Here is a 24230-nt window from a genome sequence, read left to right on the forward strand (position 1 = left end):
CTCTCAAAGCCAACTTGCATTTGCAGTAATTTCCTTATAAAGCTCATAATTATCCTCCAACACTAGAGTTTCTTCAATTTTCCAGCTAAACTTTGAAGCTTTATATTCCAAATGCAATTTAGCCCTAAAGGAATAGCCTTGTTTGCTAAAAGTAAGATAGCAACTTGCACTTCCAACATTATTGACTGCAATCAACGCCAAGTCATTTCCATTCCTTGTTATTTTGTTTGCATCGCCCTCAAATCCTGTCCATTGCCAACCACTAGAGGTTATATGTTGTTTATTTTTTTGATAAATCACATAATCACTGATTGTGAAGCCAACCCCCTGTATCCACAAAAATCGATTAGTTAAAAAGGTAAGTTTGTTATAACTAAATCCTGACAAAAACCCATAACAACTATTCTTCACAGCTTCCATATCTACATATACTAGCCCCCCCCCCCACATAACATAAACATCTTTACTCCTTATTTTTTGTTTATTTTGTCAAAATAGACTTAACAATAAAAGGGTTAATAAACAGATTTTTCTATTTTTTTTTAATGATTGCACGATTTTTCTTAAGTGTTTTATTGCAGAATCTTTTTGAGGTTGCAAACCAAAGAGGGATTTTACCAGCAACCTCTTTGGCTTTGTAATCTCCAATTCGCACAGAAAGGAGAAATATGAAGTCAAATAAGATACTTAAAAGTATCTTGCATATTATTATACTACTTTGTATAATATTTAGCAAGTGCTTCTAGGGTTTCCCTAGCCCCTTTGGGGTAAGTATCTCCCTCTTTAGTTGATACTTCTCCTCTCAAAGCCAACTTGCATTTTGTTTAAGTTCTTCATAAAGCTGTGGATTATCATCCATTATTATTGGCTCTACAATCTTCTGTTGCGTTGGCATATGATTCTGTATTTGCTCTACATACTCGTATCTAGCTCTAAAAGAATAATTATATTTTAAAAGAGTTAGTATCCCTCCATATTCCGAATATATTTTCCAACCTTCAGATATTTTATTCTCCCCTGTTTTTAAAAAATGGACATAGTCATAAACTACAATTTTCTTTTTAAAATTTATGGTGCCACTTTGGGGATATACACTTTTTGTAACTGTGTATTCTCCTAAAAACCCATAACAACTATTCTTCACAGCTTCCATATCTACATATTGAAGCCCCCCCCCCCCCACATAACATAAACATTTTTAATCCTTATTTTTTTTCTTGTATTTTGTTAAAATCTCTACAAAAATTAAAGGGTTAAAATGGCTTTAAACCAAAAAAATGAGGCAAAAATCTACTTCCTCTCACACAATGAAAGTATCAAAGAAGTTGCAAGCAAATTCAATATCCCCTATCGCACTTTTGCTCATTGGGTAGCAACTGAAAAATGGGAAGCAGGGAGTGCTATTGCAGGGATTGCTGAACAACATCTCCAAAAAGATATTGTTAAAAAGGAATTTGGCAGCGTTATGCAAGTCATTGCCAATGATACCAAAAACCAAATCAAACGCAATTTAGCCCTAAAGGAATAGCCTTGTTTGCTAAAAGTAAGATAGCAACTTGCACTTCCAACATTATTGACTGCAATCAACGCCAATCCCAAATCCCACTTGATAAAACTCCAGCTTGTGAATATAAAGCCTTAAAAAGTATAGGATTGTCGGAATTTCTACTAGCCTCCCTTACTCTCTGCAACTTGTGCTATAATCCCCCAATTCTCCTTGTAATCTTTTAAATTCTCAACATTGATGGCTTTCACTTCCTCATCACTTAGTTTATCCACATAACTCATAGGTATAAGATAACAAATCCCTACTTGCTTATCCACTGCTACAAATATATCACAATCTTCGGAAGTAATCCTTTTGCCCCTATTTCTTGCGTGCGTATAATCTATTCCTTGTCCGCCTCTATCTCTATCTTTAAAGCTAATTTTGTTATCACTAATGCCTTTTATCTGCACTCGCAATAATGTATTTTCATAATCTACGATAGCATCATACCTTGAACTACGCACATCTACATTTGATGCGTTAAATCCCGCCAAAATAGCTCTTGCAATAAACAAAAATTGTGCAGAATCTCCAGCATTGGCAGTCATAATCCCTGCATTAATATGCAAAACATTACTAGAAAAACCATCGATAGAAGCGACAAAAAGGGCTTTTTGCAGAATCTTAGAAAGCTTATTTTGGATAAATCTAAACATCGGCTTATTGTCAATAAGTTTTTCTATATATTCCAGTGTAAAATTCCTAAGCTCTGTTTGATTTATCCGCCTTGAGATTTGCATAAAAATTTCTGTTTGGATAAGTAGCTCTACATCGTTTTTATAAAGCATTTCTTTGTTGGCTATTATTTCAATGCTTGATTTTTTGTAGTTTTGGTTAGCAAATTCCTCTAAGATTCTGTGCTTAAAATTCTCATCTTGTAGTTTTCGGATAAACCTTTGTCTAAGAAATTCTTTGATTTCTGTGGTGTTTGGACGATTTGTTTTAAAAGTGTTGGGAGAGGTATTAAAATCCTTTATATTTTCTCTGATAAACTCAATCATTGCATTACTTTTTTGATATTTTTGGCGATATTTGCTACTACCCCTACACTTACGCTATTGCCTATTTGCTTATAAAGTGTTGCATTAGAAAGATTGGGTGGTAGCACAAAACTATCCTCAAACCCTTGAAACCTCGCACACTCTCTAGGTGTGAGTTTTCGTATATCTTTAGAATCAATTACCAAAGGCACATTATGCCCTCCTGTCCCCATATTTGCAGTCAAAGTGGGGCATAGATTGCTTTTGTTTTCTCTGACATAATGTCTTCTCCATTGATAGAGAGTATTTTTGTTTTGCATAGTTTTTTTAAGCTCTGCATAATACTTTGTTTTTTTATAATAAAACTCTTCATTTGCTTCTTTGTCGATTAAATCTTGTATTGTTTTTGTGAGTTTTTTAGGACTCGGAAATTCAAATCTTTCACACATTTGTTTATCCAAAAATCCTACGATATATACTCTTTCTCTATTTTGTGGAATGTTTGCATATTCGCAAGTATTTAAAATTTTAAATTTTAGATAATACCCTAAGTTTTTCAGCTCTTTTTGTATAGTGTCAAAAGTTTTGCCATTATCGTGTGCTACAAGATTTTTGACATTTTCTAAAAATACTATTTTAGGTGTAAAGTATTTTAGATAGCGTAAAATAGCAAAAAATACATTTCCTCTCTCATCGTTAAAACCTTTGCGGTATCCAGCTATGCTAAAAGCTTGGCAAGGAAAACCAGCTACAAGAATCTCAATAGGTGCTAAGCTCTCTAAATCTGTGCGTGTAATATCCTCATTGATAATAGTATGATGATGATTTGCCCTGTAAGTTTCGCAAGCCTTAGAATCCAACTCGATAGCCCAGCTTGTTTTTATTCCTGCTTTTTGGAATCCAAGCTCTATACCACCAATTCCAGCAAACAAACTTCCTAACTGCATTGCAACTCTCCTTTGATAGCATTCTAATATATTTTGTCTAACATTATGCTTAGACGCCCAATGCAATTACCAATTAAAACATTTTTAATCCTTATTTTTTTTCTTGTATTTTGTTAAAATCTCTACAAAAATTAAAGGGTCAAAATGGCTTTAAACCAAAAAAATGAGGCAAAAATCTACTTCCTCTCACACAATGAAAGTATCAAAGAAGTTGCAAGCAAATTCAATATCCCCTATCGCACTTTTGCTCATTGGGTAGCAACTGAAAAATGGGAAGCAGGGAGTGCTATTGCAGGGATTGCTGAACAACATCTCCAAAAAGATATTGTTAAAAAGGAATTTGGCAGCGTTATGCAAGTCATTGCCAATGATACCAAAAACCAAATCAAACGCAATTTAGGCGATGATGCCTTTTTGGTTGATGAGATGATTTTAAACAATATCTTAGAAGATTCCACTGACAAAATCCTAACAAACGCTATCAATCTAAATTACATCCAAAAAAACATCGCTCTAAGTGCAGTAATTGCGAGAAACGAGCTTTTAAAAATGTTAAAATTAGCCAAAGCTCATCAAGCTGATCCAACTATTATTGCAGCAGCAGAAAAGGTGCAAAAAATATTTTTAGACTTAAAAGATAGCTCTTTTGGCAAAAACTATGTCCCAAAAGACGAAAAAGAAAGTATCAATTATGAGGAATTAAGCAACGAAGAACTAGAAAGAATCCTAAAAGGTGAGTGATTACCACTCAAAATCCCTTAAATCCTCCATTCTCCTTTGGCTCTCCTCATCGCTATGTATCATATTTCCACCGCCCAAATCCCAGCTCATACCTCCATTATCGTGAAAATAGGTATTACCCCTTTTTGTGGTAGATTCTCCATTACTATTATAATAGCTATCCCCTCTTTTTTCTATCCTATCACCATTATCCAAAAAAAGCGTATCCCCATTTCTATAATTCATCTCCCCATCATCGTGAAAATACATATTTCCACTTTTAAAAGTAGAATCCCCATCATAAAATCTACTTTCTCCAAATACTCCACTTACCAAAACCAAAAAAACAAAAACAATCTTTTTCATCCTCTTTCCTTGTTTGTTTTTATTCCAATACCTTGCTATGTTTCCCCACACGCAAAGCAATTAATTCTAAAACCTCTTTATCACGCTTATAAATTAGCACCAAATCAGGCTTAATATGGCAATCTCTAGCCCCTTGTAAATCCCCACTTAGTGCGTGATCTTTATACTTTGCTTCTAGCGTTTGGTTTTTACATAGTTTTTCTAAAACTTCCATTGTATGTTCTATGTCTTTGGGTTTAAGCTTTTTAGCATCTTTCACAAAGCGTTTTGTTAGGTGAAGTTTATACATCTATTTTATCAAACCTTCAAAGGCAAAAGCCTCTCTTACATTCTCATAAGTCTTAAAAACCCCTGCTTTTTTCTGCGTTTGAATTTCTTTTAAATCCTCTAAAATTTCTTGCTCAAACTCTTTTGTGTAGCCATTTTGAGTAAATTCTTGCTTTTTTTGGATTTGTAATTGGGCTTGTGGGTATAAATTCACCACACTTTTTAAAGCTTCAAGCATTTTATTATCAGCATTTGTTATGTGCAATGTGATTTCCATAGCATTCCCTTAATTTTTACTAATAATAATTATATAGCAATCATCAAAACATTGCAAGAGTTTTTATTGTTGTATTACTTCACATTACCACGAATCTTTGCCCACTCATTGTAATCAAACTTCCGCCCATAATCACTATTTTCCCTATAATCTATCATTTTCTGCCAACGAATATAGCTAAAAGGGTGTTTATCCTTTCTATGTCCTTCAAGGTAATCATACATATCCCAAAATATAAGGCTTATAACCGCCCATTGATAAAAGCTATCTGCATAATCAAACGCATTTACACCTGTTTTTAAATTATCTTCCAAAACTGCTAATAACTGCTCCCGCTCTTGCAATAATTCTTCAAAAATTACACCAAGTATAGCTATTTGAACACTTCTTGTTTTCCCAAAAGTGCTATAAACTTCTCTTGCATCTCTTTTTTCTTTGTCTGTTGGATGGTAGCCTGCCCTTGAGATAAATTCTCTTACTAAGAAAGAATCCATAATCTTATATCTAATCAACCTAGACCCCATTCCCCAAACCCCAATATTATCCATAAAAATCTTAATACTATCCCGCCAGCTAGATTCTTTAGTCTGCATTATCAAATTGCTTGTTATAACAAGTAGCATTTCATTTTCAACAATGTAGTCTATTAGCTCATATCTATTCTTATCATAAAGAGAAGTTCCATTTATGCTAGCCCATAGCTCATATCTATCATAAAGAGAAATTCCATTTACGCTAGCCCATACATTAACCGCCCCTATTGTGATGAATACCAAAAATATCTTTTTAATTAGCCTACCCAACACTGCAAAATCCTTGATTGAAATTTTAGCTAGTCTTATTGCCCAAAAGTAAAACTATCTTCATTGCAAGCCTTTACTAAAGCACACTTTTCATTTCACAATTTTAACATTTTTTTACTTCACATTACCACGAATCTTTGCCCACTGCTTATAATCAAAATTTACTCCATTATTGCTATTTTCTATGTATTTTGCCATATTTTCTAATCTGCTCCAGCTAAAATTCCCTGTTTTTTGTGATTGCCTAAGATAAGCATCAAAATCTTTATACATCAAATACATTTCATACATTCCCTTAGGAAGTTCTCCACCTTTATTTTGAATATTTCTTATATTTCCTTCTAAGTTATAAAGCGTGGATTCTAACGCTCCACTTAGAGTGTCCCTTTGTTCTTGTGGATTTCTAAGCTTTGTCCCATAAATCTCTTTTGCATCTTTTTTATCTTGATTAGTCGCCTTGCCAGCTGCATCACTTTGTGCTAGATTTTTTACATTTGCTAAATCTCTTGAATTGTATCTAGCCAACTCTCCATTTAAGGGCGTCAAACCTCCTGTAAAATTATGCAGTCCTCTAACAAGCCCATTGATAACCCCAGCTTGCTCTTTTGTATCAAGGATTAGGTTGCTTGTTGATTTGAGAGCTACTAGATTATCATTTGCCTTTTCAATGCTTTTCCCTACATCTTGCTTTTTAATATTCAAATCCCCTCTTGCTTTTCCCAAATCTACTCCCATTCTTTTTGCCAAAAGATAATCGCCAAAACTTAGCTTCTCTTTATTATCAAAATACGCAATCCCTGTATTTAGCCTTGCACTATCTTGCACCGCAGCAGTATTAATTAAAGGACTTTGTGCCTTTGCATTTGTGGCTTGGGGGATACTTTGAATCTCTTGTGAATTATCTTTAAAAAATTGTGAGAGCTGTGCATTTCTTAGATTGCTAGGTTTAATTGTCTCTACATTGCTTTGTTGTTGTGGCATTTGTTGTGGCATTTGTTGTGGCATTTGTAGATTAGGCTCTAGGCTTACATTGGAAACTGCATTTGGATTATAATTGTTAAAATTATCCATAGCATTGAGTAACAATCTATCTTCCACACTCATCTCTCTAGGCTTTGGATTGTTGTATTTGTATTTTTCAAACTCCAAATTCTCTTTTTTGAGATTCAGATCTGCTTGTCTATATGCCTCATCTTGTTGCATTTTTTGAATTTGCAAATTTTCCGCTCTTTGTCTTTCTTTTGCCGCTTCATCAAATGCCCTTTGAGTTTTATAATAATCACTAATTGTATTCCCTAACCCACTAAGCCCATTAGTTAGGGCATTTAATCCCTTATCTCTTGTATCTCCCAAATTAAAAAGAAAATAAGATAAATTCCTTGCTGTATTGCTCCCTGTTTCAATAGGTAATCTAGCCATTGCAACCTCCTATTAGTTTATATTCTACTTCCAAAAAACCATTTGGAGCTAGATAAACCACTCCTTTTTGTATGTTTTTGTCATAAACTTTCAAAAATTGTTCAATTTGTTTTTTTGTATTGGGCATTGTATTGCAATGGTATTTTAAATAACACAAAAAATAATCCAGATCACGCACCAAAAGGGTGCTAAAATCTAAATATTGCAATGTATCTTCCCACTCCAATACCCCCTCTCCATCATAGAGATAAAACACATTCCCAAAGCTATCTTTATAATACAATTGATTACTCAAGGGTAATGTATTTTCCCCCTTTTTTAGCCCAAAACTGCCTCTTTTATTCCCATATCTATCACATAAGAAGCAGTCATTAGCATCTAATGGATAATTAAAACTTCTCATTTTTAATCTCTGTTAAAATAATCCGCACTATCATTAATCGCATTAGCTGCTTTATCGTGAATTGCCATTCTTTCGTTGTAACGCTGGTTTTCAATATTATATTGATTTTGCATTAAGTCAATTGCCCTTTTTTGTTCTTTGAGCTGTTTTCTAGCATTGACTATCCCACCAATACCGCCTACTAGGTTAGCAATTCCATTGATTCCTGCTCCAATTCCACCAAGTCCCCCTAGACTATCTAGCATACCTGAGCTTCCTCCATTGTTTCCAAGCATATTTAGACTTGAAATATTTTCTCCAGCTCCTGTGCCTAAATCTATTCCATAAATCATATTTGGATTTTGATTAAACAATTCTAGACTCATTTTTTCTCCTTATACCTTAATATATTTTGTTACAAAGCTTCTTTTCTCTCTTGCTCTATTTAAAAGTGCAATCAAATCATTTCTCTCTTGCTTGATTAAAGCATCATAGAGCTCTATTTTTTGGAGATTATTGAGATTTGTTTCAGTGAGCAATATATTCTTCATCACTTTTAAGACCAAATAATTCACAAAAACACTCTCTATGCTTAAATCATCATTTTCATCACTTAGCTTACAGCTCAAAGCTAAATACACTTTTACTTTTTGTCCTACCTTGAGGCTTAAGCAATATTTGACTAGACTTCTAGCATAGATACAAAGCTCATTTTCATTTTCCAAATACTCTTGATAAGTTTTTAGTGGAATCTTGCTTTTTCCACATTTTGCTAGATAAAAATACAAACATTCGCTAGGCAATTCTAACTCCACTTGCCCCACATCAAACACAAACTCTTGCAAATTTAGCCCAAATTCACTAATGACTTTATTTTGCATTTGCTCTAAATAATCTATTAATTCATTATTGCTAAATCTAAGCTCATTATAATTTTCATCTCTAAGCCTAGATCTAAGAAGCAAAAGAACATCATAAACTTTCATTTTAAATCACCGCAAAAGATTTATGGAAGCTTTCAGTATTTGGATATTTTTGCAACATTTCCAAACGCTTTTTAGCAATGGCAACATCTGCTAAAGCATTCAATGCTTTTTGGATATTGTGAAGTTCGCTTTGCAAGGCTATTGCTTGTAAATGCAAAGAAGCCTCAAAACGCATTTCTTTTAAACTTTGCAAATCTGCCACATCCTTAAAGACTTCTTCCCCTTTATTTTTCAACGCTTCTATAATAAAATCTTGAATATTTTCAAAACTAATCATCTGGGTTGTTGCTTCTTTAGAGGCAAATTTGATGATTTCCTTTAACTCCCTAGAAGTTTTGATATATTCCAAAATCGCACTTGTATCGCTAAACTCTAAAACTTCCGCTTTATTATCTTCCAAAAAGTCTTGTGTGAGGTTTTGGAACTCCCTTTTTGCATCAATCTTTGAAAGGAGGTTTAAGAAGTCTTGGGCAGCGTTTGTAACTTCTTCTTTTTTTGCGGCGATTAATGTTTGCATTTGTGTATCTTGTTCCAAAACCTCGCACAAAACTTTTTCAAAATTATTTTCATTTTCTTTTAAAAAATCTTTTGCAACACTCTTAGAAATGCTCTCAAGATTTAGATTAAGAGCCACTTTAGAAGCAGTTTCATCTAAATTATCTATCACAAGTTCATTAACTTTAGCCAAAGCACTTTGCATTGTTTCTTTTAAATGCTCATCGCCTTTTGTTTCTAAAGTAGAGCTAAGAGAGTTTTCCAAATCTCTCTTTAAAGTTTCAAAAGAAGTTTGCATTTTGCTTTTTAGATTTTCATCACTAAGCATTGTTTCAATCTCTTTTTTTAATGCAATAAGAGATTCATAGTTAGTATGAAATTCATTCAGTTTTTCTAAAAGCAACATTTTAACTCCTTTAGCGTAAATTCCAATTAGAATCTAAAATGCTTTTAGATTCCACCGCCTTTTTCCTATCTCAAATTAAGCTACACACCACCACCGCCAACTACATAAAATAAAACTTAAAACAAACTCTAAAATAAGCAATATGTAGCTTAATTTGAGATAGGCAACCCAACTAATTAAACCTTACCAGCCCTAAATACCAAATTCTAGCAATTGCGGTGTATAGTGATTGTTTTTTACAAATTTTCGGGGGGAGTCTAACCATAGCGGTTGCGACCTCCGAGAAATTTGTAAAATCATTTACTAGGCATCTTGAATGCGAATTTAATACTCTGTTTTGATTGTGCTTGGTAGGAAATACATCACTCTAAGAGTTACTTTTCCTTTTGTCGCAGCACCACTTAGAGTTAGATTCACACTCCCTCTTGAAGCCACATTCAAATTTTGTGCGGAAGTATGAGGGGCTTTGCTATCTAGTGGAATATCATTTAAGAATTTTTCCTTATCCTCATTTAATCCCACATCGCAAGTTACACCTACATCACTTGCCTCATCAACATTTAAATTAACATTAACTACTTCTGCCCCAAAAGGCAATGCAACCGCCTCAAAGGTTGTTTTTCCTTGCGAAGCAGCAAATTCCACACTATAAACAGCCAAATAACTTACATTATGCACAAATTGTCTCATTCTTTAGTCCTCCTTAGAATAAAAAATTCCAATAGTTGCAAAATCGGTATTATGGTAAGGGCTATTAGGCTCTTCATCATTGATATACCTACCCTTAGCAATCGTCATAATCCTATCAATTCCAACTACCATCTTTCTCCCCGCATCTTGTGTATCATCAATATAAATTGTAGGCTTTTTTTGTCCCACAAAAACCAAAGCAGATGCCCCAATTAAAGCCCCCATACATACAGGTTGGCTATTTGCATAGCTACTTGGCGGAGTTACCACACCATTATTGAGATTTTTAAGATTCAAAAACTTTGCATATTCACTATCGCTTACTTCAGAATTCAAAAGTCCAGGTTGAAACTCGCTCCAAGTATTCATATCAATTACAGGGCAATTATCTACCACACCCAAAAATCCGCTAAAGAGATTATTGTCCATTCCTCTTTTGTCCATTTTTTGTAGTTCAATCCATTCAGGATCATTTCTTAATTGCTCTGCACCAATACTATCCACCAAAATTACATAGCTATAAACCTGCGTCATCACTCCATTAAGTGATTTTTTTGTTATTTTTAATGGCTTAATAGGGAATTTTTCAGCTCCATTATAGCCCATACCCCTTTTTGCCATATAAATAGCTCTGCGGATAGCTTTTACATTTAAAATATCCCCTTTAGAGATTTTTTTAGCAGCCTCTGTTGTGCTTGTTTCACTGCTTGTATCTTTGTATCCATTAGCACTATCACAAACTACACAATTTGTAAAATCATTACTCAAAGAAGCAACTAAGATTCTATCTCGCCTATCTTTTATCCAACTTTGCAAAGAATCAACACTTTCTTTTAAAAAATCTACTTGTGTGATAATATGCTCTAGTTTGTGGGCTGACTTCAACGAATTTCCAATCACTTCAGGATATGCAGTTTGTGAATAGATAGTTAATTTATCATAATTAGTATCAAAATCCGCATTTCCTTTTACACCATCTCCTAGCAATGCTCCTTTTAATCTAGGGCGATAAGGCTCTAATGCTTTTTCTCCACTTAAGCGATATACCCTAAGTCCTCTATTCTCTCCTGTTCCAATAAGGGTATCCCACAAAGATTCCTCCCATACTGATTTTTCTATTCGTTCAGCAATTTGGACACTTACATTTGGATTATCTCTCCATTCATTTAATTTGATTCCATTTAAATCAACGCTCATTCCTTTACTCCTGTTAAAATTTGGAGAAAAGTTTAATGAGATTTATTTTTTAAAAAAAGGGTTAAAAAAATGCTTTTAAAAAAGGTTTTTTGAGTGAAAACCAACTTACTTTTGGTTTTAGGATTCTCTAGTTCCTAAACATTCCCCCAAATTCTAGCAGTTGCGGTGTATGGTAATTGTTTTTTACAAATTTGGGGAGGTTAGCATACTTAGGTATGTGCCTCCCAAAATTTTTAAAATCACTTGCTAGGTATCTTGAATGCGAATTTTCATATTCGCCAAGTTCTCTTAGTAGATAATCTCCTATTCTCTTTGTAGCTATTATTTGCAGTTGTATAAGCAGGGGTAATTTCACTCAAATACACCGCTGTTGCTAAAGTATCAAGGCAATCGTTCTTTCTATGCGGTTTTTGCGGATTAAAGCTCCCCATTTGCTTTTTTAGTTTATCTACCCCACTTGCTGTGCTTAAATACCTCAAATGCCCCGTATTCAAATAAGGCTTAATCGCACTTATTTTTTGCATTTTAGAAATATTTTTGATAGTTGGATAGGTTTTAATTTCATTAATGATGATATTTTTCCCTTGTGTTTTTAGTTTAAGATTGGTTTCTAGTATCTTTTTAGCCAAAATTCTAGCAACAATCAATCCTCCCCCTGTCCCTTCAATATAAGCTGGGGCATTAGGATATTTTAGCATTACTTCTATGATTTTCTCACACAATACTTCCTCATCAAATACCCCTGCATAGCAATCTTTGAGAATATATCTAGGGAGATTTTTCCACATATCCACTCCCACAGCAGTGATAGCTCTATCATCTGCCTTTGCACTTAGAGATTCTGCAGTATCTACTAAGATATAATCTCTGCATTCTCCCATTTCATAGCTAGGCAAACTTGTAAAATTATCGACCTCAAAAAATCCTGTTTCACTTGCTTGTGGTTCTTGCTGCATTTGTGTGCTAAAATCATCTTCCCCCATTTCATTCTTTAGATTTTCTAATTCCTCCAAATTATGTCGCCCCATAAAAAGAGGTTCTCCTGCCTCCCTTTGGTAACAAAAATTCCCTATTTTATAAGTCTCTTTTTCTTTGTTTAGGGCTTGAAGTTTTATGATTTTCCATTGATTGATTGTTTCTTGTGGCACATTTCTAGGATTTAGCAAAAATCCGCATAAATCCTCATCTCCAAGCCTTTGCATAAGAATAATAATACTTGATTGATTATCTTTTAACCTTGATAACACGCTTCCTGTGAAGTTGTTATTTACCATATCTCTTGCACTCTTTGAGTTCATCTCACTCACTTTGATAGGATCATCAATCAAAATACAATGAGCGTGAAAACCTGTAATAGCACTCTTTAGGGTAGTAAAAAAACAACCTCCCCCTTCTTTTAAAATAAACTCTTGATTATTATCTTGTAAGAAAGTGGCTTTCTTCTTAAAAACACTCTCCCAAAAAGGGCTTTTGATTAAATCCCTTACTTCATTACTTATTCGTTTGCACAAATCATCGCTATAAGAAACATACATAAACTTCCTACTTCTATCAAGCCCCAAAGCATAGGGTATAAAAGCCCTAGCTAGTGTTTCTGTTTTGCCATAACTTGGGGGCATATTTAGCATTATCCGCCTAAGTAGTGGCTCATTGTTTTCCTCACAATATTTAGGAATAGTATGGATTAGAATATTTGTTAAATATTCAAAATGCCAATTATGCAAAAAATCCTTTTTATCATACCTCTGCCATTTGAGATACAAAAATGTTTTAAAATCCCTTCTTGCCTTTTCTCTTAATGCCAATTCCATTTGTGCTTTTTTGTCCATTTTACTTATCCCTCCAATGAATTGATCATTATTTTTCTTTGAGTTAATAGCACAATAGCTTCCATATCCCCCTTAGAATTTGCCTTTTTGATTTCATAATTAAGATAGCTAGTAACTAATGCTTTAATACTTTCTTTCATCTTTGCATAAGGTATCCTTTCTATTTCTTCTTTTAAAAGAATCTCAATGACTTCCTTACTTTGCACTCCTTTGATAATATCCAAAAACACCCCTTTAAGACTTCCAAACTCATCACCTTCTAGGTAATTTACACACAATTCCATAATATCTTTATCTTCTAAGATACTTTTTAAAATCATCAAAGGTAGTTTTTGCCCTTGTGTTTGAGTGTTGATTTTATCTTGAAGGAAATATTCTTTAGGGATATTCAAAGCCTCACAGGCTTGTTTGATTAACTCCTCTTTTGCAAAATACTCATTTATACTTAGTATTTTTTCTTTGAGAGATTTTAGAAATTCATCTTTTGCTTTTGGGGTTTTGGCTTCTTTAAAATAATATCTCACATAGTATTTAAACCCGCTCACCTCTTTTAAATTAAGCTCTTGCCCCCTTTCTAAAACCTCCCCTATATCTTTAGCCTCATTTTTCAAAATGGCAATTTTGCTACCATAAAATCCATTTTTAAAAAGTATCTCATAAGCTCTAATATTTGCCAAAATTCCTGCCTTGTCATTATCAAAGCACAAAACAAACTCTATTTCATTTTTAAGTTTATTGAAACTTGCTACACTTTCATTACTAAATGCAGTGCCACAAGTTGCTACTGCATTTTTAAAGCCCATTTTGCTAAGAGCCACCACATCTAAAAACCCCTCACATACATAAACTTTGTTTGACTTTTGAATTTCTGTTTTTGCGTTGCTTAGATTATAGAGAATATGCCTTTTAGCAAATATCTTAGATTCTTTTGAATTAATATATTTAGCATTATTTTTGAAATTATAATAAGGCTGCACCCTTCCAGAAAAACCCACAATCTTATGGGCATAATCCCTTAGTGCAAAAGTAATTCTATGGTGCAGGGCAAACACATTATTGCTAAATAAAACTCCAAGTTCTTTTAAAATCTCTATTTCTTCTAATGTGAAATAATTTTGCGGCAATGAAGGTGGAGCATAACCTATGCTATATTTTTCAAAATCTTCTTCATTTAAACCCCTATTTTTTAGATAATTTACCACCTTTACTTCCCCCATTAGAGATTCCAAAAATAACTTATGGCATTTTTCTAAGGCTTCCAAATACAAAAATCTCTCTTTACCTCTACTATCTTGCATTATTGCTACATTAGAGAGGTTAGCCACTTCTATCACAGATTCTTCAAAACTTAGTTTCTTGTATTCTTGCAAAAATTTAAAAACATCTCCACTCACCCCACAACCAAAACAATGATAAATTTGTTTTTTGGGACTGACCACAAAACTACCACTTTTTTCAGTATGAAAAGGGCAACTAGCAATATAATTTACTCCTGCTTTTTTAAGCGGTATGAAATTCCCTATAACTTCTATAATATCTGCTCTTTCTTTGATTTGTGATACATTGCTAATCATTTTTATCCTTTATACATTTGGCATTTCATAAATAATTTCCAATTCTTTTTCTTGTGGTTCATAAAATCTAAGCTCTTTTGTGCAAAAGAGAATCTCGCTTTTATAATGCTTCCCTGTCTGCTTGTTTTTCTTAACCACTATTGTTCGTTCTTCTTCTTTGTTTTTATCCCTTTTAAGTCGCACGATAATACTTGCTTCGTGTGCCCCCTTTTTGCTTCCAAGCGGAGTATCTTCATCACTTTTTGAAGTTTGAATAATAAACAAAATAAAAATATTTAGATGATGACAAAGTCTAGCCAAAATGCTAAATTTCAAACTCTCTTCCTCCTCTCCAGCTCTAGCTTGTGGAGTGGTAAGTCGCATTTGAGAATCAATCAAAAAGAATTTCACGCCTTTTTGCTTATAAAGATCTTTGATATTATTTGCCACTTCATTAATATCAAATCCCTCATCAATAATGAAGAAGTTCTCTGCATTTAAACTACTGCTCCTCTCATCTCTTCGCTTCAAATAGTGTTCGATAGGAAACTCAAAGCTAAAAAAACACACTCGTGTAATTTTGCTTAAATTTTCTAGTATTTGTAATCCAAGCATTGTTTTACCACTATCAGGGTCACCCGATATAAGCATTAATTGCCCAAGCTCAAATCCCCCCTCAAAGCAATTATCTATAAATGGAATATTTGTTTTATAAATTTTGCTTTGGGGCTTTGTGCGGTAATATTCACTCCATTTCACGAGATTTTTAAACCCATCTTTTTGCACTTCTAATTCTTTTTTTAGATATTCAATATCCAAAATCACATTTTCATCGCTTGCTTTTATGAGATTATTAGCAATCACCCTTTGCATTCTAAGCACATATTTTTTGTTAAAAATATCCACAAAGCTAAGATAGTTTGGATTTGCCTCACACAATACAAAAGCCCCAAAATACTCGCTTCTTTTGAAATTTTCACTCAAATTTGCCGCCAAAGCATTGAAGTTAAGAGTATTTTTTTCTTTTAGAGCTATAATCAAATTCAAAATTTCTAGCCCATTTTTAGAAAAAGTCGTCATCTTAACCTTGCTTAAAAACTCCTCAATATCTTTTGGATAATGTAACATACTAAACAATACTTCTCTTTCAATTTCCATCTCACACCCCTATAAATAACTATAAAAAAACAAGTTTTCATACCTATATTTATCAATGGCAGTTTGCAAACTCAAATTCAAAAAGTGATTTTTGCTCATTTTGATTTTCTTTGTTTGTTGATTCAATTTTTTTAAGGTGTTTTTTCTCAAAAGGAACTTTTTTCTTTTTTTTATACACATTTTTACTCCTTTCCCAATTTTTATTGAATGTGTATTCCAAAGCTCTAAGCACAATAACGCTTCTACTTTGGGAATCAAATTCTGCGATGAAATTAATTTTTTCTAACATCTCCTCTCCCAAATAAAAGCTAGGGGAATGTATTTTGATTCTTGTTTTTCGTTTATAGTGCATCATAGCTCCTTGCCCATTTAGGTAGCTTTTTGTTTATCTCTACAAGCATTCTAGCCTTAATCTCTGATAGCTCTGCAACTCTAGTGCCTTTGTAATCTCTGATTTTTGTTCTTTTGGCTTTTTCTTGCAAATCCTCTCTTAAAACCACCCAAAAATAATATAAAAAATCGGAAATATCATATTTCCTTTTTGATTTGTAGCGGTTATCTCTATCCACAAAAAGATTCTCCAAAACATTCTTATAAATGGGAGCTTCCAAAGCAAATAACTCTTTTAATTGAGCTATTGTAAAATCTGTCCAGTAGCCATTTTGATTTTCTATTACTTCTAAAAACATCTCATTAAGCTCCATTTTAACTCTCCCAAATCTCCATTATTCGTTCTCTTGAGATTCTTGCATTTTGTGCATTTGTTTTAAAGCTTTCTTTTGGTGGGAATAGCCCCCTATATCCATTATTTAAGCTATAATTGATGCTTTGTATCAAATTCCCAGCCTTCTTTGCTCTCAAAAGCTCATCTAAAATCCTCTTTTGGCTCACTTTAAACCTCCTTTTGTGTGCCACCCATTCACTCACAAGGGGTATTTCCTCATCATTAAAATACTCATCTAAATTTTCTAATTTTTTTTGGTATTTAAAATCCTTCTGCTCTTTTAAAGAAGGGATATTTAAGGCAAACAACTTTTTAATATCAAAATACTCGCCTAAATAATATTTTTTAGTATTTGTAGATTCAGTATTTGTATTATTATTATAGGGAGTCTCATTTTTGACCCTGTCATTTTTGAGCTTCTCATTTTTGGAATGAATTAAAACCTCATTTGTTTTAGCTTTTGAAATATCTTCTACTTTTTCTACTTCTGCTTGATTGTTAATAAAATATTGTTGATGGTTAGCGAGTTTGTTTTGAACTACTTCTCTTTGTCGTTGCAGGATATTTTTATCGATTAATTCTTTTTTTCTCCTTTTTAAAGTAGCCAAAGAGATTTTAAGCGTTTTGGCAATTTGCTCCCAATTGATTTCCCAATCATTAGGTAAGCTCATAAGATGAAAGAGTAGCCTAAATGCTCCATCACTTAGATCATAATCAGTATGGAATGCGTTTTTAATGAGTGTGAATTTGCTTTGTGGTGCTTCTTTATTTAGTGTAATCATTAATAATCTCCTTCATAAATGATTTGTGGTTGTAAGTTTGGGGATTGTTTTTTTGTTGGCATTAGTTTAAAAGTTTCTACAAAAACTTTTATTTTTGATTTCAAAGAGTTATTTTTATCTCTATATTGATTTTGAGTAAGCTTACCGCTAATGATAATGCTATCTCCTTTTTTACAATATTGAGAGATAAGCTCTACGCTTTTGCCAAATGCGACACATTCAAAGAAATGGACTTTTTCTATTTTAGTTTTAGAACTATCAGTATAGGTTTCATTCAAGGCAAGACTAAAATTTCCCACAATTTTATCCTCGATATATCTAATCTCAATATCTTTGGACATTCTCCCACTTAAAACTACATTATTAATTTCAGCCATTAAAACTCCTTTATTTTTTCCAAATATTCATAACAAGCCAAAGCCTTATCCCCCAACCTTTCTTTCAATAATGGCAGGGATTTATGTAGCTTATTTGCCTTAAATTCTTTGCAACCAAGAAAGAATCTATCTTTATTCCAAATAGCAGGCAACTCATCAATAAAAACCCCCTTAATCTCAATTCCATTTGGGACAACAAAATTAAGCTTTGCATTATCAAAAATAGCATTGCTCAAATTCGCCCCCACAAAAACACAATATTTCAGATCAGCTCCGCTAAAATCCACACCACTTAAATCACAATAACTAAAATTACAATGATTGAGGCAGGAATTTTTAAAGCTTGTAGAATTAAAATTGCCACCACTAAAATCACAATGCAAAAAATCACTTTCTTCAAAACTCAAAAAAGCCAAATCCAAACCCCTTAAACTTTCATTGTTTAGGGCTAAATTATCAAGTTTTATTCCTTGTGCCTTTGCCATTTTCAAGTTTTCATACAAACTTTTAGAATAATCCCCATAGAGATTTTGCCCATTTTTGCTAATTAGATTCATTCTAATACCCTTTCTTTTTCTTCTATTTCCTCTATTTTTTTGTTTTCACTTATATTTATCTCTTTAATAGGGGGATTAAAAGCTTCTTCCAAAAATACTGCTCTTTGCTTCTTTTGGTTTTTCATATATTTGGTATATACAGCATAAGTGATTGCTAGATTCTTATGCCCAAGCTGACTACTGACCCACAAAGGCTCTTCCCCAGCATTTAACATAATAGATGCAAAAGTATGCCTTGTTATATAAAGCTTTCTATGCTCAAACCCTGCTTCTTTTAAAAGTTTTGCCCAAAGAAGCCTTATTTTAAATCCCAAGTTGTTTAAATCGCCAACAAAGATAAATTTTCCTTGCTTTTGTGCTTCCATTTCTTCTAATGTTTGCTTTAAAAGTGGCAACACATCTACTTCCCTTTTAGAACTTTTTGTTTTGGGAGTTCCTATTTCCCCTTTTAAGCCTATTGTCCCCTCTACTTTTATAATAGAATTTTTCAAATCGATATTTTCCCACTTTAGAGCAAGTATTTCCCCTACTCGCATTCCTGTGAAAAATGCTATTTTTAGGTAATTACTAAAAAATTTAGGGTATTTTTCTGCTAGAGTGAGTAAATACCTCATTTCTTCCAAACAAAAAGGCTTATTTTCTCTAACTTCAAGGTTATTTATTTTTTTGTGAAATACAACATTTTTTACAATTTTTTCCTCTCTGATGGCAAAATCAAGAACTTCTTTTAGACAAGAAACAATAGATTGAATGGTTGTTTTAGATAATTGCTGCTTTAAGAGAAATCCATAAAAATTCTCAATATCCTCATAATTGATTTTACTTATCTCTTTATGCCCCAAAAAGTCATTAATTTTTTGGAATAAATACATATAAAATTTAATGCTTCTAGGCTTTAAAGTCATTTTTTTTCTTTCTAGTATTTTGTTAATAAAATCCTCCAAATTTTCTTTTGCTTTAGGTTTAACTTCCTGTTTTGGTGTTAAATGATCTTTGATTAGCTTTTCATATTCTCTTAGCACATACTCTCTATTTTCCTTTGTATCCTTTAGCTTTGTGCTAAACCTCAATCTTTTTCCTTCATAGGTGGTTTGTATATGCAATCTCCCACCACGATTAATAATATTCTTTTTCATTTAGCCTCCTTAATATCTACGCTATTTTTCAAGATTAATTCGATATACCCTTGTATATCCAAAAGGCTATCTTTTTGTAAGCCTCCATTGATTATTCTAGCTAGTTTCATAGTCACCATTATTAATGCAGTTTTGGCGTTATAGTCTAGATCATTCCACGCATCACCTTTTTGTATTATTTCAACCATTCTCCAAAAATCGCCTGATACTGCATTGAAATCCCCATAGCTCTCGCCTCTTTGTTCCAAAATCTCTTTAACTTCGCTATTCACTTTAAATCTCCTTAATACATTCCGCAAAATTTTTCAACACTCTTAATTTTGTAATCATCATATTTCACAAATAGCTTAGTATCTTTAGAATTTACTTTGTGTAATTCTATATCTGCATAATATTCATAATCGCTCTCTGATAGATTAGCCCTACAAATTCCTATTTCCAAATTCCCATATTCTTTTTTGAAATCTTGCAACTTCTCTATAAATTCACTTATTTTCATTTTCACTCCTTATCTAAAACTTCTCTCATAATGTTTAAATCGCCATCCACTTTTTTGAAAAGTTTTTCATAATCAGCTTTTAACTTTTCAATAGATAGATACTGCTCTTCTGTAATTTTTAAACCTTTTTCTAATCCCAGCTTGAAATCACTAACAAGATTCCCAAGCCTTATGCTTCTATCCGCTATCCCAAATAAAGTCTCAATTAAACGCTTAGAATTTTTTAATTGAAATCCTTTTGAATCTCCATTAAAAGCATCTTGCACTATTTCAAGCGATGATATTAAGCTAGTTAAAGCGTAGCTTAATTCAACATTGACATCGCTAAAAGCCCTTTTTATATCATCACTAGAATCCTTATCATCAAGCTTACTATAGTGCTCTTTTAAGTCTTTTACTCTAGTTTCTAACCTTTTTAAATATGTTTCAAAAATATAGTCTTTCATACTTTAACTCCTATTCAAATAATTGCCCACCAAAATAGCTAATATTGAAATAAGCTTCACAAACACAATCATTCAAACAATATGAAAGGTCTTCCACAGAAATCCCTTTAAAATACTTTTTTTCAAATTCTTCAAGTGCAACCATTTCCTTAGAATCTTCCAAAATATCTTTTAGCTTTGATTCTATTTTTGGTAACTCCTCTTTTAATAGGCTTATTTTTTCCAAAGCCTCTTCAAAGTTAGAAAGGACGCTTCTTAAGTCCTCTTCTCTTAATTCAATAGCATTATTCATTATCTAAATCCCTCTCTTTATTTTTCAAATAAGCTTCTTTGACTTAAAAGCCTCTCTAAAGCTTCCGCCTTATCTTTTAAGTCCTTAATTCTTTTTTATGTATCACAACCTTTTTAGATACTTCTAAAATTGCACTAAAAGGTTCAAAATCAAAGCCATCTTTATTTAATTCGTATTCTTCCTTTGCTACTTTTAGCAAAGGCTCTATGCTATCTCGCCCACCATTCCAGTGTTGATAAATTCCCTTTGTTTTGTCTTTATTTAAAATCACGCAACGATTTCCCATTTTTACTCCTCATATCAATACCTTATCCAAAGTAATTCATCGATTGCTTTTCCATCTAGAAGGATCATTCCATCATTCCCCAAATCGTAGTATTTTGAACTATAAATCGCCTTTTTCCCAACATAAAACATAAAAACTCCTTTCATTTTTATGTTCTTTTTTCTGCGTTAATGCCATACTTTTGATAATAAGAATGAAGGAAACAAGAAGGAATTGTTTATTGTTAAATTCACTCATTAACCCAAAAGAGTAAATTTGCGTATTTAGAAGTATTTTACTTATCTCAAGGCAGTAGATGAAGATTTATTTATCTTATTTCCTAAAATAGATTACTTGCACAAACAAGGCAAGAACACTATTTCTTAAGTGATGGTAATTCACCAAGCTACAAGGTAGAAACTCAAAAGCTAGGAGCGTTAATCAACTCCCACAAGCAAGAATTTTACCCTCCAAACAAGAGAGAATGCCACACTATTTTGGTAGTTAAGATTCTGCATTCAAAACACTTTGAACAAAGTCTCAATGCAAGCAGTTTTATCTCAAACAAGATAGCATTTTTTTTGCAATCCCAAATTCAGTGAATGAGATTACTTTAAATTTGACAACAAAGGACATCATTAAATATAAGTCCTTTGCTAACCTTTGAATCGCCCACCTACTAAACAAGTAAGCTTCTTACTTTATAGATAGCACAATGTGTAACCATACTTTTGCTACCCTGTTATTGTTACCAAGAGCGATTACAAAATTACCAACAAGAGTGTTGCGATATTTTGATACCTGCTCAAGAATAGCAAGAGCTAACAAGGTAACCACTATTGCTATCTCTACAAAGCTTAAAACAAAGATTTCTGCTATTTTGTCCAGCTTTTTTGTAGTTTTTGACACATTTAAGAGAGTGCGTGGGGGACATAGCCCCCCAATAAACTACAAAAAATCCATAAAAATCAATACTTTTAGCCATTGACACAAATCTAAAAAGAATTTAAACATAAAATTACAAAAGGCAATTAAAAACTTTTGATTTGAAAGAGTTATTTTTATTTATTAATTAATATTTTCTATTTATATAATCTTTTGGGGTTTATTTTTTTATATTTTTAGGAGATTTAAATAATTTAACCATGTTTTAATAATAAGTTTATTAAGTTCTTTAAAAAGAAAATTTTACTTCGAGTATGATGTATAATTAATATAATTTTATTTTAATTAATGATATAATAGTTACATGAGGAAGGTTTATAGTTTAAAAAAATATTGTTATTATTGCAATGTCATTAGGGCAAAATATCAAATCAAAAAAACATTTGAAAAATAAAAATAAGAAAAACATAACAAGAAATAGTCTTTATAGAAAAAATAAGCCGTTTGAATACCGATCATTAGAACTCAATGAAGAAGACATAAGCAAAATCATAGATGATGTGATAAAACTTTCAAAAAATCCAAAAGATTTTGTAATTAGCTTTAGAAAATTAGTAAAATTTGATTTAGGATTATGCCTAATTTTTACGAGCCTTTTGGAATATTTTAGCAAAACAAAAGAGATTCGTTTTTACTTCAAAAAGTATTTAATGCCTAAAGATAAAAATATAAGAAATATGTTTATTCAGACTGGTATTTTTCAAATTTTATGTAACAAATCTACTCCAAATCAAAAAGGTAAAATATGTATTTTAAGAGCTTCCATCAATAATCAAGAAGAATTAAAGCAAATTCTTTTAGAAATTTCTAAAAGAATAGTAGAATTTTCTCTTGAGAAAATTAATATTTCTAATAACATTTATATAAAGAAACATTTAAATAAAATATTTGATGAACTTTTACTCAATGTAAAATCTCATGCCGATACCAATGAGTTAATATATTTAGCTGGTGAAGTTCAAGAAGATGTGATAAAATTTGCAATTTTAGATCAAGGAATAGGTTTTGCTGGCTCTATCAAAAAGCGTAGTAATTTTAAGGATAAAATTTCAGATGCATTAAAACGTCATAATGGAAATTATGTAAAAACTATATTTGAATCTAATGCCGAAAGACATAGAAACTACTCTGGAGAAAATATTAGAAGAGGTAATGGAACAAAAAGATTAGAAGAGAGTATAAAAAAATGCAAAGGAGCAAAAATGCAAATTGTATCTAGGCAAGATTTTTATGAACTATATTTTGATAATAAAAACATAACAAAATATAGTTCAAATAGTTACAAAGTTAAAAAACATGAAGCAATTGGAACATTGATAAGTTTTGAATTGCCTATAAAAGAACTTTTAAATGAGGAGTCCAAATGATAATAACATTTAATTTTGAAAAAGAATATACATCAACACCTTATGCAAGAAATGCGGAGCATGATAAAGAGAAAAATGGTGAAGATTTTGAAAAAAATTATCTCTCAAAATGGATTGACAAAAAACAAGAAACTTTAATTAAGGTTGATAATCTTGAATTGCCGTTTTCTGATTCTTTTGTTGATGCAAGTTTTTGCAAATTAATTCGTCAAAACAAGGAGTTGTTTTATAAATATATTAAAATAGATGATAAGACAGATGATGAAAAAGACTTACTCAATACAATTAAAGAAGTATTAGCAAGGAAATAAGTTTTGATAGATTTTATAATAAATTTTGCTTATTCTTTTGGCGGAGTAATGGGTGGTTGGCTCGTTACTCATTTTTATTATAAACAAAACAAAGAAGAACAACATGAGCAAAAAATCAAAGATAAATTAGAAAGTTTATGCGAGGAAATAAAGTACGCTTATAAGTCAAAAGGAGATAAACGAAAATCAAAACTTCAAGATATCTCATTTATAAGCATTAAGATTCAAAGAAAATTATTAGGTTCTCTAGTTATGGATCTACAAGATATCCTTTATAAAAATTTAGATAGTAAAGAGCAAACAATTTCTGAAGTATTTCAAATATTTAAAAAACATTACCCTAAATACTTTGATTGAGTATTTTTGGGTATTTTCTTTATTATTACACTCTTATCATTGCGTGTACTTTTTGTCTTAAAAGAGATTTGGTATAAAAAATAATGAGAACATTTTAAAGCGAAGTTTGATTTTTTTAAGTTTTCTATGTAACTATCCTCCAAACCTT

Annotated in this window: 34 protein-coding genes; 5 read left to right on the top strand and 29 right to left on the bottom strand. The window is 32.1% G+C overall.

Features of this window, described 5'->3' with window-relative positions; genetic code table 11:
• Window positions 1–3: 3 nt before the first annotated feature.
• Both EL247_RS04405 and EL247_RS04410 read right to left on the bottom strand, forming a co-directional pair.
• Window positions 4–450 (bottom strand): hypothetical protein, encoded by a 447-nt coding sequence (locus EL247_RS04405; protein WP_145961918.1) that lies wholly within the window; start codon window positions 448–450, stop codon window positions 4–6.
• A gap of 352 nt (window positions 451–802) precedes the next feature.
• Window positions 803–1153 carry a hypothetical protein gene (locus tag EL247_RS04410; protein ID WP_126442058.1) on the bottom strand — a complete coding sequence of 117 codons (351 nt, stop codon included), beginning with the start codon at window positions 1151–1153 and terminating at the stop codon, window positions 803–805.
• A 105-nt stretch (window positions 1154–1258) separates the two neighbouring features.
• Between EL247_RS04410 and EL247_RS04415 the strand changes: the two genes are divergently transcribed.
• On the top strand, window positions 1259–1528 hold the full coding sequence (locus EL247_RS04415) for a hypothetical protein (protein ID WP_126442059.1): 270 nt from the start codon (window positions 1259–1261) through the stop codon (window positions 1526–1528).
• Between the two features lie 140 nt (window positions 1529–1668).
• Here EL247_RS04415 and EL247_RS04420 read toward each other — a convergent pair whose 3' ends face one another.
• Both EL247_RS04420 and dcm read right to left on the bottom strand, forming a co-directional pair.
• Entirely contained in the window at window positions 1669–2550 is an 882-nt protein-coding gene (locus tag EL247_RS04420; protein ID WP_126442060.1) for a group I intron-associated PD-(D/E)XK endonuclease, read from the bottom strand.
• Complete coding sequence (dcm, locus tag EL247_RS04425; protein ID WP_126442061.1) at window positions 2547–3476, bottom strand: DNA cytosine methyltransferase; 930 nt, start codon at window positions 3474–3476, stop codon at window positions 2547–2549. Before dcm ends, EL247_RS04420 begins: the two co-directional genes overlap by 4 nt.
• Window positions 3477–3620: 144 nt before the next feature.
• Between dcm and EL247_RS04430 the strand changes: the two genes are divergently transcribed.
• The gene (locus tag EL247_RS04430; RefSeq protein WP_054198683.1) at window positions 3621–4217 is read left to right on the top strand and encodes a hypothetical protein; all 597 of its coding nucleotides are present in this window, start codon (window positions 3621–3623) and stop codon (window positions 4215–4217) included.
• On the opposite strand, the gene EL247_RS04435 is transcribed toward EL247_RS04430, so the two are convergent.
• The 25 genes from EL247_RS04435 to EL247_RS04555 form a co-directional block, all read right to left on the bottom strand.
• Window positions 4218–4562 (bottom strand): hypothetical protein, encoded by a 345-nt coding sequence (locus EL247_RS04435; protein ID WP_054198684.1) that lies wholly within the window; start codon window positions 4560–4562, stop codon window positions 4218–4220.
• A gap of 19 nt (window positions 4563–4581) precedes the next feature.
• Window positions 4582–4851, bottom strand: coding sequence for a type II toxin-antitoxin system RelE/ParE family toxin (locus EL247_RS04440; protein ID WP_054198685.1), 270 nt, complete (start codon window positions 4849–4851; stop codon window positions 4582–4584).
• Window positions 4852–5106 carry a hypothetical protein gene (locus tag EL247_RS04445; RefSeq protein WP_054198686.1) on the bottom strand — a complete coding sequence of 85 codons (255 nt, stop codon included), beginning with the start codon at window positions 5104–5106 and terminating at the stop codon, window positions 4852–4854. It lies immediately after the preceding gene.
• A 74-nt stretch (window positions 5107–5180) separates the two neighbouring features.
• Complete coding sequence (locus EL247_RS04450; RefSeq protein ID WP_126442062.1) at window positions 5181–5912, bottom strand: hypothetical protein; 732 nt, start codon at window positions 5910–5912, stop codon at window positions 5181–5183.
• Between the two features lie 111 nt (window positions 5913–6023).
• Window positions 6024–7328, bottom strand: coding sequence for a hypothetical protein (locus EL247_RS04455; RefSeq protein ID WP_126442063.1), 1305 nt, complete (start codon window positions 7326–7328; stop codon window positions 6024–6026).
• On the bottom strand, window positions 7321–7731 hold the full coding sequence (locus EL247_RS04460; RefSeq protein WP_126442064.1) for a hypothetical protein: 411 nt from the start codon (window positions 7729–7731) through the stop codon (window positions 7321–7323). The genes EL247_RS04455 and EL247_RS04460 overlap by 8 nt, the downstream gene beginning before the upstream one ends.
• A gap of 2 nt (window positions 7732–7733) precedes the next feature.
• Window positions 7734–8096 carry a hypothetical protein gene (locus EL247_RS04465; RefSeq protein ID WP_126442065.1) on the bottom strand — a complete coding sequence of 121 codons (363 nt, stop codon included), beginning with the start codon at window positions 8094–8096 and terminating at the stop codon, window positions 7734–7736.
• 9 nt (window positions 8097–8105) lie between these two features.
• Window positions 8106–8696, bottom strand: a complete 591-nt coding sequence (locus tag EL247_RS04470) for a hypothetical protein (protein ID WP_126442066.1) — start codon at window positions 8694–8696, stop codon at window positions 8106–8108.
• Between the two features lies 1 nt (window position 8697).
• Entirely contained in the window at window positions 8698–9597 is a 900-nt protein-coding gene (locus EL247_RS04475; RefSeq protein ID WP_126442067.1) for a hypothetical protein, read from the bottom strand.
• Window positions 9598–9921: 324 nt separating this feature from the next.
• Window positions 9922–10287, bottom strand: coding sequence for a hypothetical protein (locus EL247_RS04480; protein ID WP_126442068.1), 366 nt, complete (start codon window positions 10285–10287; stop codon window positions 9922–9924).
• Between the two features lie 3 nt (window positions 10288–10290).
• Complete coding sequence (locus tag EL247_RS04485) at window positions 10291–11484, bottom strand: phage capsid family protein (RefSeq protein ID WP_081003251.1); 1194 nt, start codon at window positions 11482–11484, stop codon at window positions 10291–10293.
• Window positions 11485–11753: 269 nt separating this feature from the next.
• On the bottom strand, window positions 11754–13313 hold the full coding sequence (locus EL247_RS04490; RefSeq protein ID WP_054198748.1) for a hypothetical protein: 1560 nt from the start codon (window positions 13311–13313) through the stop codon (window positions 11754–11756).
• A gap of 5 nt (window positions 13314–13318) precedes the next feature.
• Window positions 13319–14887, bottom strand: a complete 1569-nt coding sequence (gene dnaG / locus EL247_RS04495; protein ID WP_126442069.1) for a DNA primase — start codon at window positions 14885–14887, stop codon at window positions 13319–13321.
• 9 nt (window positions 14888–14896) lie between these two features.
• Complete coding sequence (locus EL247_RS04500; protein WP_126442070.1) at window positions 14897–16024, bottom strand: RAD55 family ATPase; 1128 nt, start codon at window positions 16022–16024, stop codon at window positions 14897–14899.
• A 52-nt stretch (window positions 16025–16076) separates the two neighbouring features.
• Complete coding sequence (locus EL247_RS04505) at window positions 16077–16376, bottom strand: hypothetical protein (RefSeq protein ID WP_054198745.1); 300 nt, start codon at window positions 16374–16376, stop codon at window positions 16077–16079.
• Complete coding sequence (locus tag EL247_RS04510) at window positions 16366–16728, bottom strand: hypothetical protein (protein ID WP_054198744.1); 363 nt, start codon at window positions 16726–16728, stop codon at window positions 16366–16368. The genes EL247_RS04505 and EL247_RS04510 overlap by 11 nt, the downstream gene beginning before the upstream one ends.
• 1 nt (window position 16729) lies before the next feature.
• Window positions 16730–17530, bottom strand: a complete 801-nt coding sequence (locus EL247_RS04515) for a helix-turn-helix domain-containing protein (RefSeq protein ID WP_126442071.1) — start codon at window positions 17528–17530, stop codon at window positions 16730–16732.
• On the bottom strand, window positions 17530–17907 hold the full coding sequence (locus tag EL247_RS04520) for a single-stranded DNA-binding protein (protein WP_054198742.1): 378 nt from the start codon (window positions 17905–17907) through the stop codon (window positions 17530–17532). The genes EL247_RS04515 and EL247_RS04520 overlap by 1 nt, the downstream gene beginning before the upstream one ends.
• Window positions 17907–18464: a pentapeptide repeat-containing protein gene (locus tag EL247_RS04525; protein ID WP_054198741.1), complete on the bottom strand. Its 558-nt coding sequence runs from the start codon at window positions 18462–18464 to the stop codon at window positions 17907–17909. The genes EL247_RS04520 and EL247_RS04525 overlap by 1 nt, the downstream gene beginning before the upstream one ends.
• Entirely contained in the window at window positions 18461–19600 is a 1140-nt protein-coding gene (locus EL247_RS04530) for a tyrosine-type recombinase/integrase (protein ID WP_054198740.1), read from the bottom strand. Before EL247_RS04530 ends, EL247_RS04525 begins: the two co-directional genes overlap by 4 nt.
• Entirely contained in the window at window positions 19597–19872 is a 276-nt protein-coding gene (locus tag EL247_RS04535) for a DUF6378 domain-containing protein (protein WP_126442072.1), read from the bottom strand. Before EL247_RS04535 ends, EL247_RS04530 begins: the two co-directional genes overlap by 4 nt.
• Before the next feature lie 11 nt (window positions 19873–19883).
• The gene (locus tag EL247_RS04540; RefSeq protein WP_126442073.1) at window positions 19884–20099 is read right to left on the bottom strand and encodes a hypothetical protein; all 216 of its coding nucleotides are present in this window, start codon (window positions 20097–20099) and stop codon (window positions 19884–19886) included.
• Between the two features lie 2 nt (window positions 20100–20101).
• Window positions 20102–20545 carry a hypothetical protein gene (locus tag EL247_RS04545; RefSeq protein ID WP_126442074.1) on the bottom strand — a complete coding sequence of 148 codons (444 nt, stop codon included), beginning with the start codon at window positions 20543–20545 and terminating at the stop codon, window positions 20102–20104.
• Between the two features lie 10 nt (window positions 20546–20555).
• Window positions 20556–20837, bottom strand: coding sequence for a hypothetical protein (locus EL247_RS04550; protein ID WP_126442075.1), 282 nt, complete (start codon window positions 20835–20837; stop codon window positions 20556–20558).
• Window positions 20838–20913: 76 nt separating this feature from the next.
• Window positions 20914–21123 carry a hypothetical protein gene (locus tag EL247_RS04555; RefSeq protein ID WP_232019727.1) on the bottom strand — a complete coding sequence of 70 codons (210 nt, stop codon included), beginning with the start codon at window positions 21121–21123 and terminating at the stop codon, window positions 20914–20916.
• 1271 nt (window positions 21124–22394) lie between these two features.
• On the opposite strand from EL247_RS04555, the gene EL247_RS04560 reads away from it, so the two are divergent.
• The 3 genes from EL247_RS04560 to EL247_RS04570 are packed head-to-tail and all read left to right on the top strand — an operon-like array spanning window position 22395 to window position 24082.
• A complete protein-coding gene (locus EL247_RS04560) occupies window positions 22395–23414 on the top strand; it encodes a hypothetical protein (RefSeq protein WP_104745268.1) in 1020 nt (339 codons plus the stop codon).
• On the top strand, window positions 23411–23725 hold the full coding sequence (locus tag EL247_RS04565) for a hypothetical protein (protein WP_104745269.1): 315 nt from the start codon (window positions 23411–23413) through the stop codon (window positions 23723–23725). The genes EL247_RS04560 and EL247_RS04565 overlap by 4 nt, the downstream gene beginning before the upstream one ends.
• 3 nt (window positions 23726–23728) lie before the next feature.
• Window positions 23729–24082 carry a hypothetical protein gene (locus tag EL247_RS04570; RefSeq protein WP_104745270.1) on the top strand — a complete coding sequence of 118 codons (354 nt, stop codon included), beginning with the start codon at window positions 23729–23731 and terminating at the stop codon, window positions 24080–24082.
• Window positions 24083–24230 lie beyond the last annotated feature (148 nt).

It is taken from the genome of Helicobacter pullorum (assembly GCF_900638355.1).
GTDB classification, from domain to species: domain Bacteria; phylum Campylobacterota; class Campylobacteria; order Campylobacterales; family Helicobacteraceae; genus Helicobacter_D; species Helicobacter_D pullorum.

Coding starts and splice junctions, on each gene's coding strand:
- EL247_RS04405 (WP_145961918.1), bottom strand. CDS start 450: ATGTGGGGGGGGGGGCTAGTATATGTAGATATGGAAGCTGTGAAGAAT.
- EL247_RS04410 (WP_126442058.1), bottom strand. CDS start 1,153: ATGGAAGCTGTGAAGAATAGTTGTTATGGGTTTTTAGGAGAATACACA.
- EL247_RS04415 (WP_126442059.1), top strand. CDS start 1,259: ATGGCTTTAAACCAAAAAAATGAGGCAAAAATCTACTTCCTCTCACAC.
- EL247_RS04420 (WP_126442060.1), bottom strand. CDS start 2,550: ATGATTGAGTTTATCAGAGAAAATATAAAGGATTTTAATACCTCTCCC.
- dcm (WP_126442061.1), bottom strand. CDS start 3,476: ATGCAGTTAGGAAGTTTGTTTGCTGGAATTGGTGGTATAGAGCTTGGA.
- EL247_RS04430 (WP_054198683.1), top strand. CDS start 3,621: ATGGCTTTAAACCAAAAAAATGAGGCAAAAATCTACTTCCTCTCACAC.
- EL247_RS04435 (WP_054198684.1), bottom strand. CDS start 4,562: ATGAAAAAGATTGTTTTTGTTTTTTTGGTTTTGGTAAGTGGAGTATTT.
- EL247_RS04440 (WP_054198685.1), bottom strand. CDS start 4,851: ATGTATAAACTTCACCTAACAAAACGCTTTGTGAAAGATGCTAAAAAG.
- EL247_RS04445 (WP_054198686.1), bottom strand. CDS start 5,106: ATGGAAATCACATTGCACATAACAAATGCTGATAATAAAATGCTTGAA.
- EL247_RS04455 (WP_126442063.1), bottom strand. CDS start 7,328: ATGGCTAGATTACCTATTGAAACAGGGAGCAATACAGCAAGGAATTTA.
- EL247_RS04460 (WP_126442064.1), bottom strand. CDS start 7,731: ATGAGAAGTTTTAATTATCCATTAGATGCTAATGACTGCTTCTTATGT.
- EL247_RS04465 (WP_126442065.1), bottom strand. CDS start 8,096: ATGAGTCTAGAATTGTTTAATCAAAATCCAAATATGATTTATGGAATA.
- EL247_RS04470 (WP_126442066.1), bottom strand. CDS start 8,696: ATGAAAGTTTATGATGTTCTTTTGCTTCTTAGATCTAGGCTTAGAGAT.
- EL247_RS04475 (WP_126442067.1), bottom strand. CDS start 9,597: ATGTTGCTTTTAGAAAAACTGAATGAATTTCATACTAACTATGAATCT.
- EL247_RS04480 (WP_126442068.1), bottom strand. CDS start 10,287: ATGAGACAATTTGTGCATAATGTAAGTTATTTGGCTGTTTATAGTGTG.
- EL247_RS04485 (WP_081003251.1), bottom strand. CDS start 11,484: ATGAGCGTTGATTTAAATGGAATCAAATTAAATGAATGGAGAGATAAT.
- EL247_RS04490 (WP_054198748.1), bottom strand. CDS start 13,313: ATGGACAAAAAAGCACAAATGGAATTGGCATTAAGAGAAAAGGCAAGA.
- dnaG (WP_126442069.1), bottom strand. CDS start 14,887: ATGATTAGCAATGTATCACAAATCAAAGAAAGAGCAGATATTATAGAA.
- EL247_RS04500 (WP_126442070.1), bottom strand. CDS start 16,024: ATGGAAATTGAAAGAGAAGTATTGTTTAGTATGTTACATTATCCAAAA.
- EL247_RS04505 (WP_054198745.1), bottom strand. CDS start 16,376: ATGCACTATAAACGAAAAACAAGAATCAAAATACATTCCCCTAGCTTT.
- EL247_RS04510 (WP_054198744.1), bottom strand. CDS start 16,728: ATGGAGCTTAATGAGATGTTTTTAGAAGTAATAGAAAATCAAAATGGC.
- EL247_RS04515 (WP_126442071.1), bottom strand. CDS start 17,530: ATGATTACACTAAATAAAGAAGCACCACAAAGCAAATTCACACTCATT.
- EL247_RS04520 (WP_054198742.1), bottom strand. CDS start 17,907: ATGGCTGAAATTAATAATGTAGTTTTAAGTGGGAGAATGTCCAAAGAT.
- EL247_RS04525 (WP_054198741.1), bottom strand. CDS start 18,464: ATGAATCTAATTAGCAAAAATGGGCAAAATCTCTATGGGGATTATTCT.
- EL247_RS04530 (WP_054198740.1), bottom strand. CDS start 19,600: ATGAAAAAGAATATTATTAATCGTGGTGGGAGATTGCATATACAAACC.
- EL247_RS04540 (WP_126442073.1), bottom strand. CDS start 20,099: ATGAAAATAAGTGAATTTATAGAGAAGTTGCAAGATTTCAAAAAAGAA.
- EL247_RS04545 (WP_126442074.1), bottom strand. CDS start 20,545: ATGAAAGACTATATTTTTGAAACATATTTAAAAAGGTTAGAAACTAGA.
- EL247_RS04550 (WP_126442075.1), bottom strand. CDS start 20,837: ATGAATAATGCTATTGAATTAAGAGAAGAGGACTTAAGAAGCGTCCTT.
- EL247_RS04555 (WP_232019727.1), bottom strand. CDS start 21,123: ATGGGAAATCGTTGCGTGATTTTAAATAAAGACAAAACAAAGGGAATT.
- EL247_RS04560 (WP_104745268.1), top strand. CDS start 22,395: ATGTCATTAGGGCAAAATATCAAATCAAAAAAACATTTGAAAAATAAA.
- EL247_RS04565 (WP_104745269.1), top strand. CDS start 23,411: ATGATAATAACATTTAATTTTGAAAAAGAATATACATCAACACCTTAT.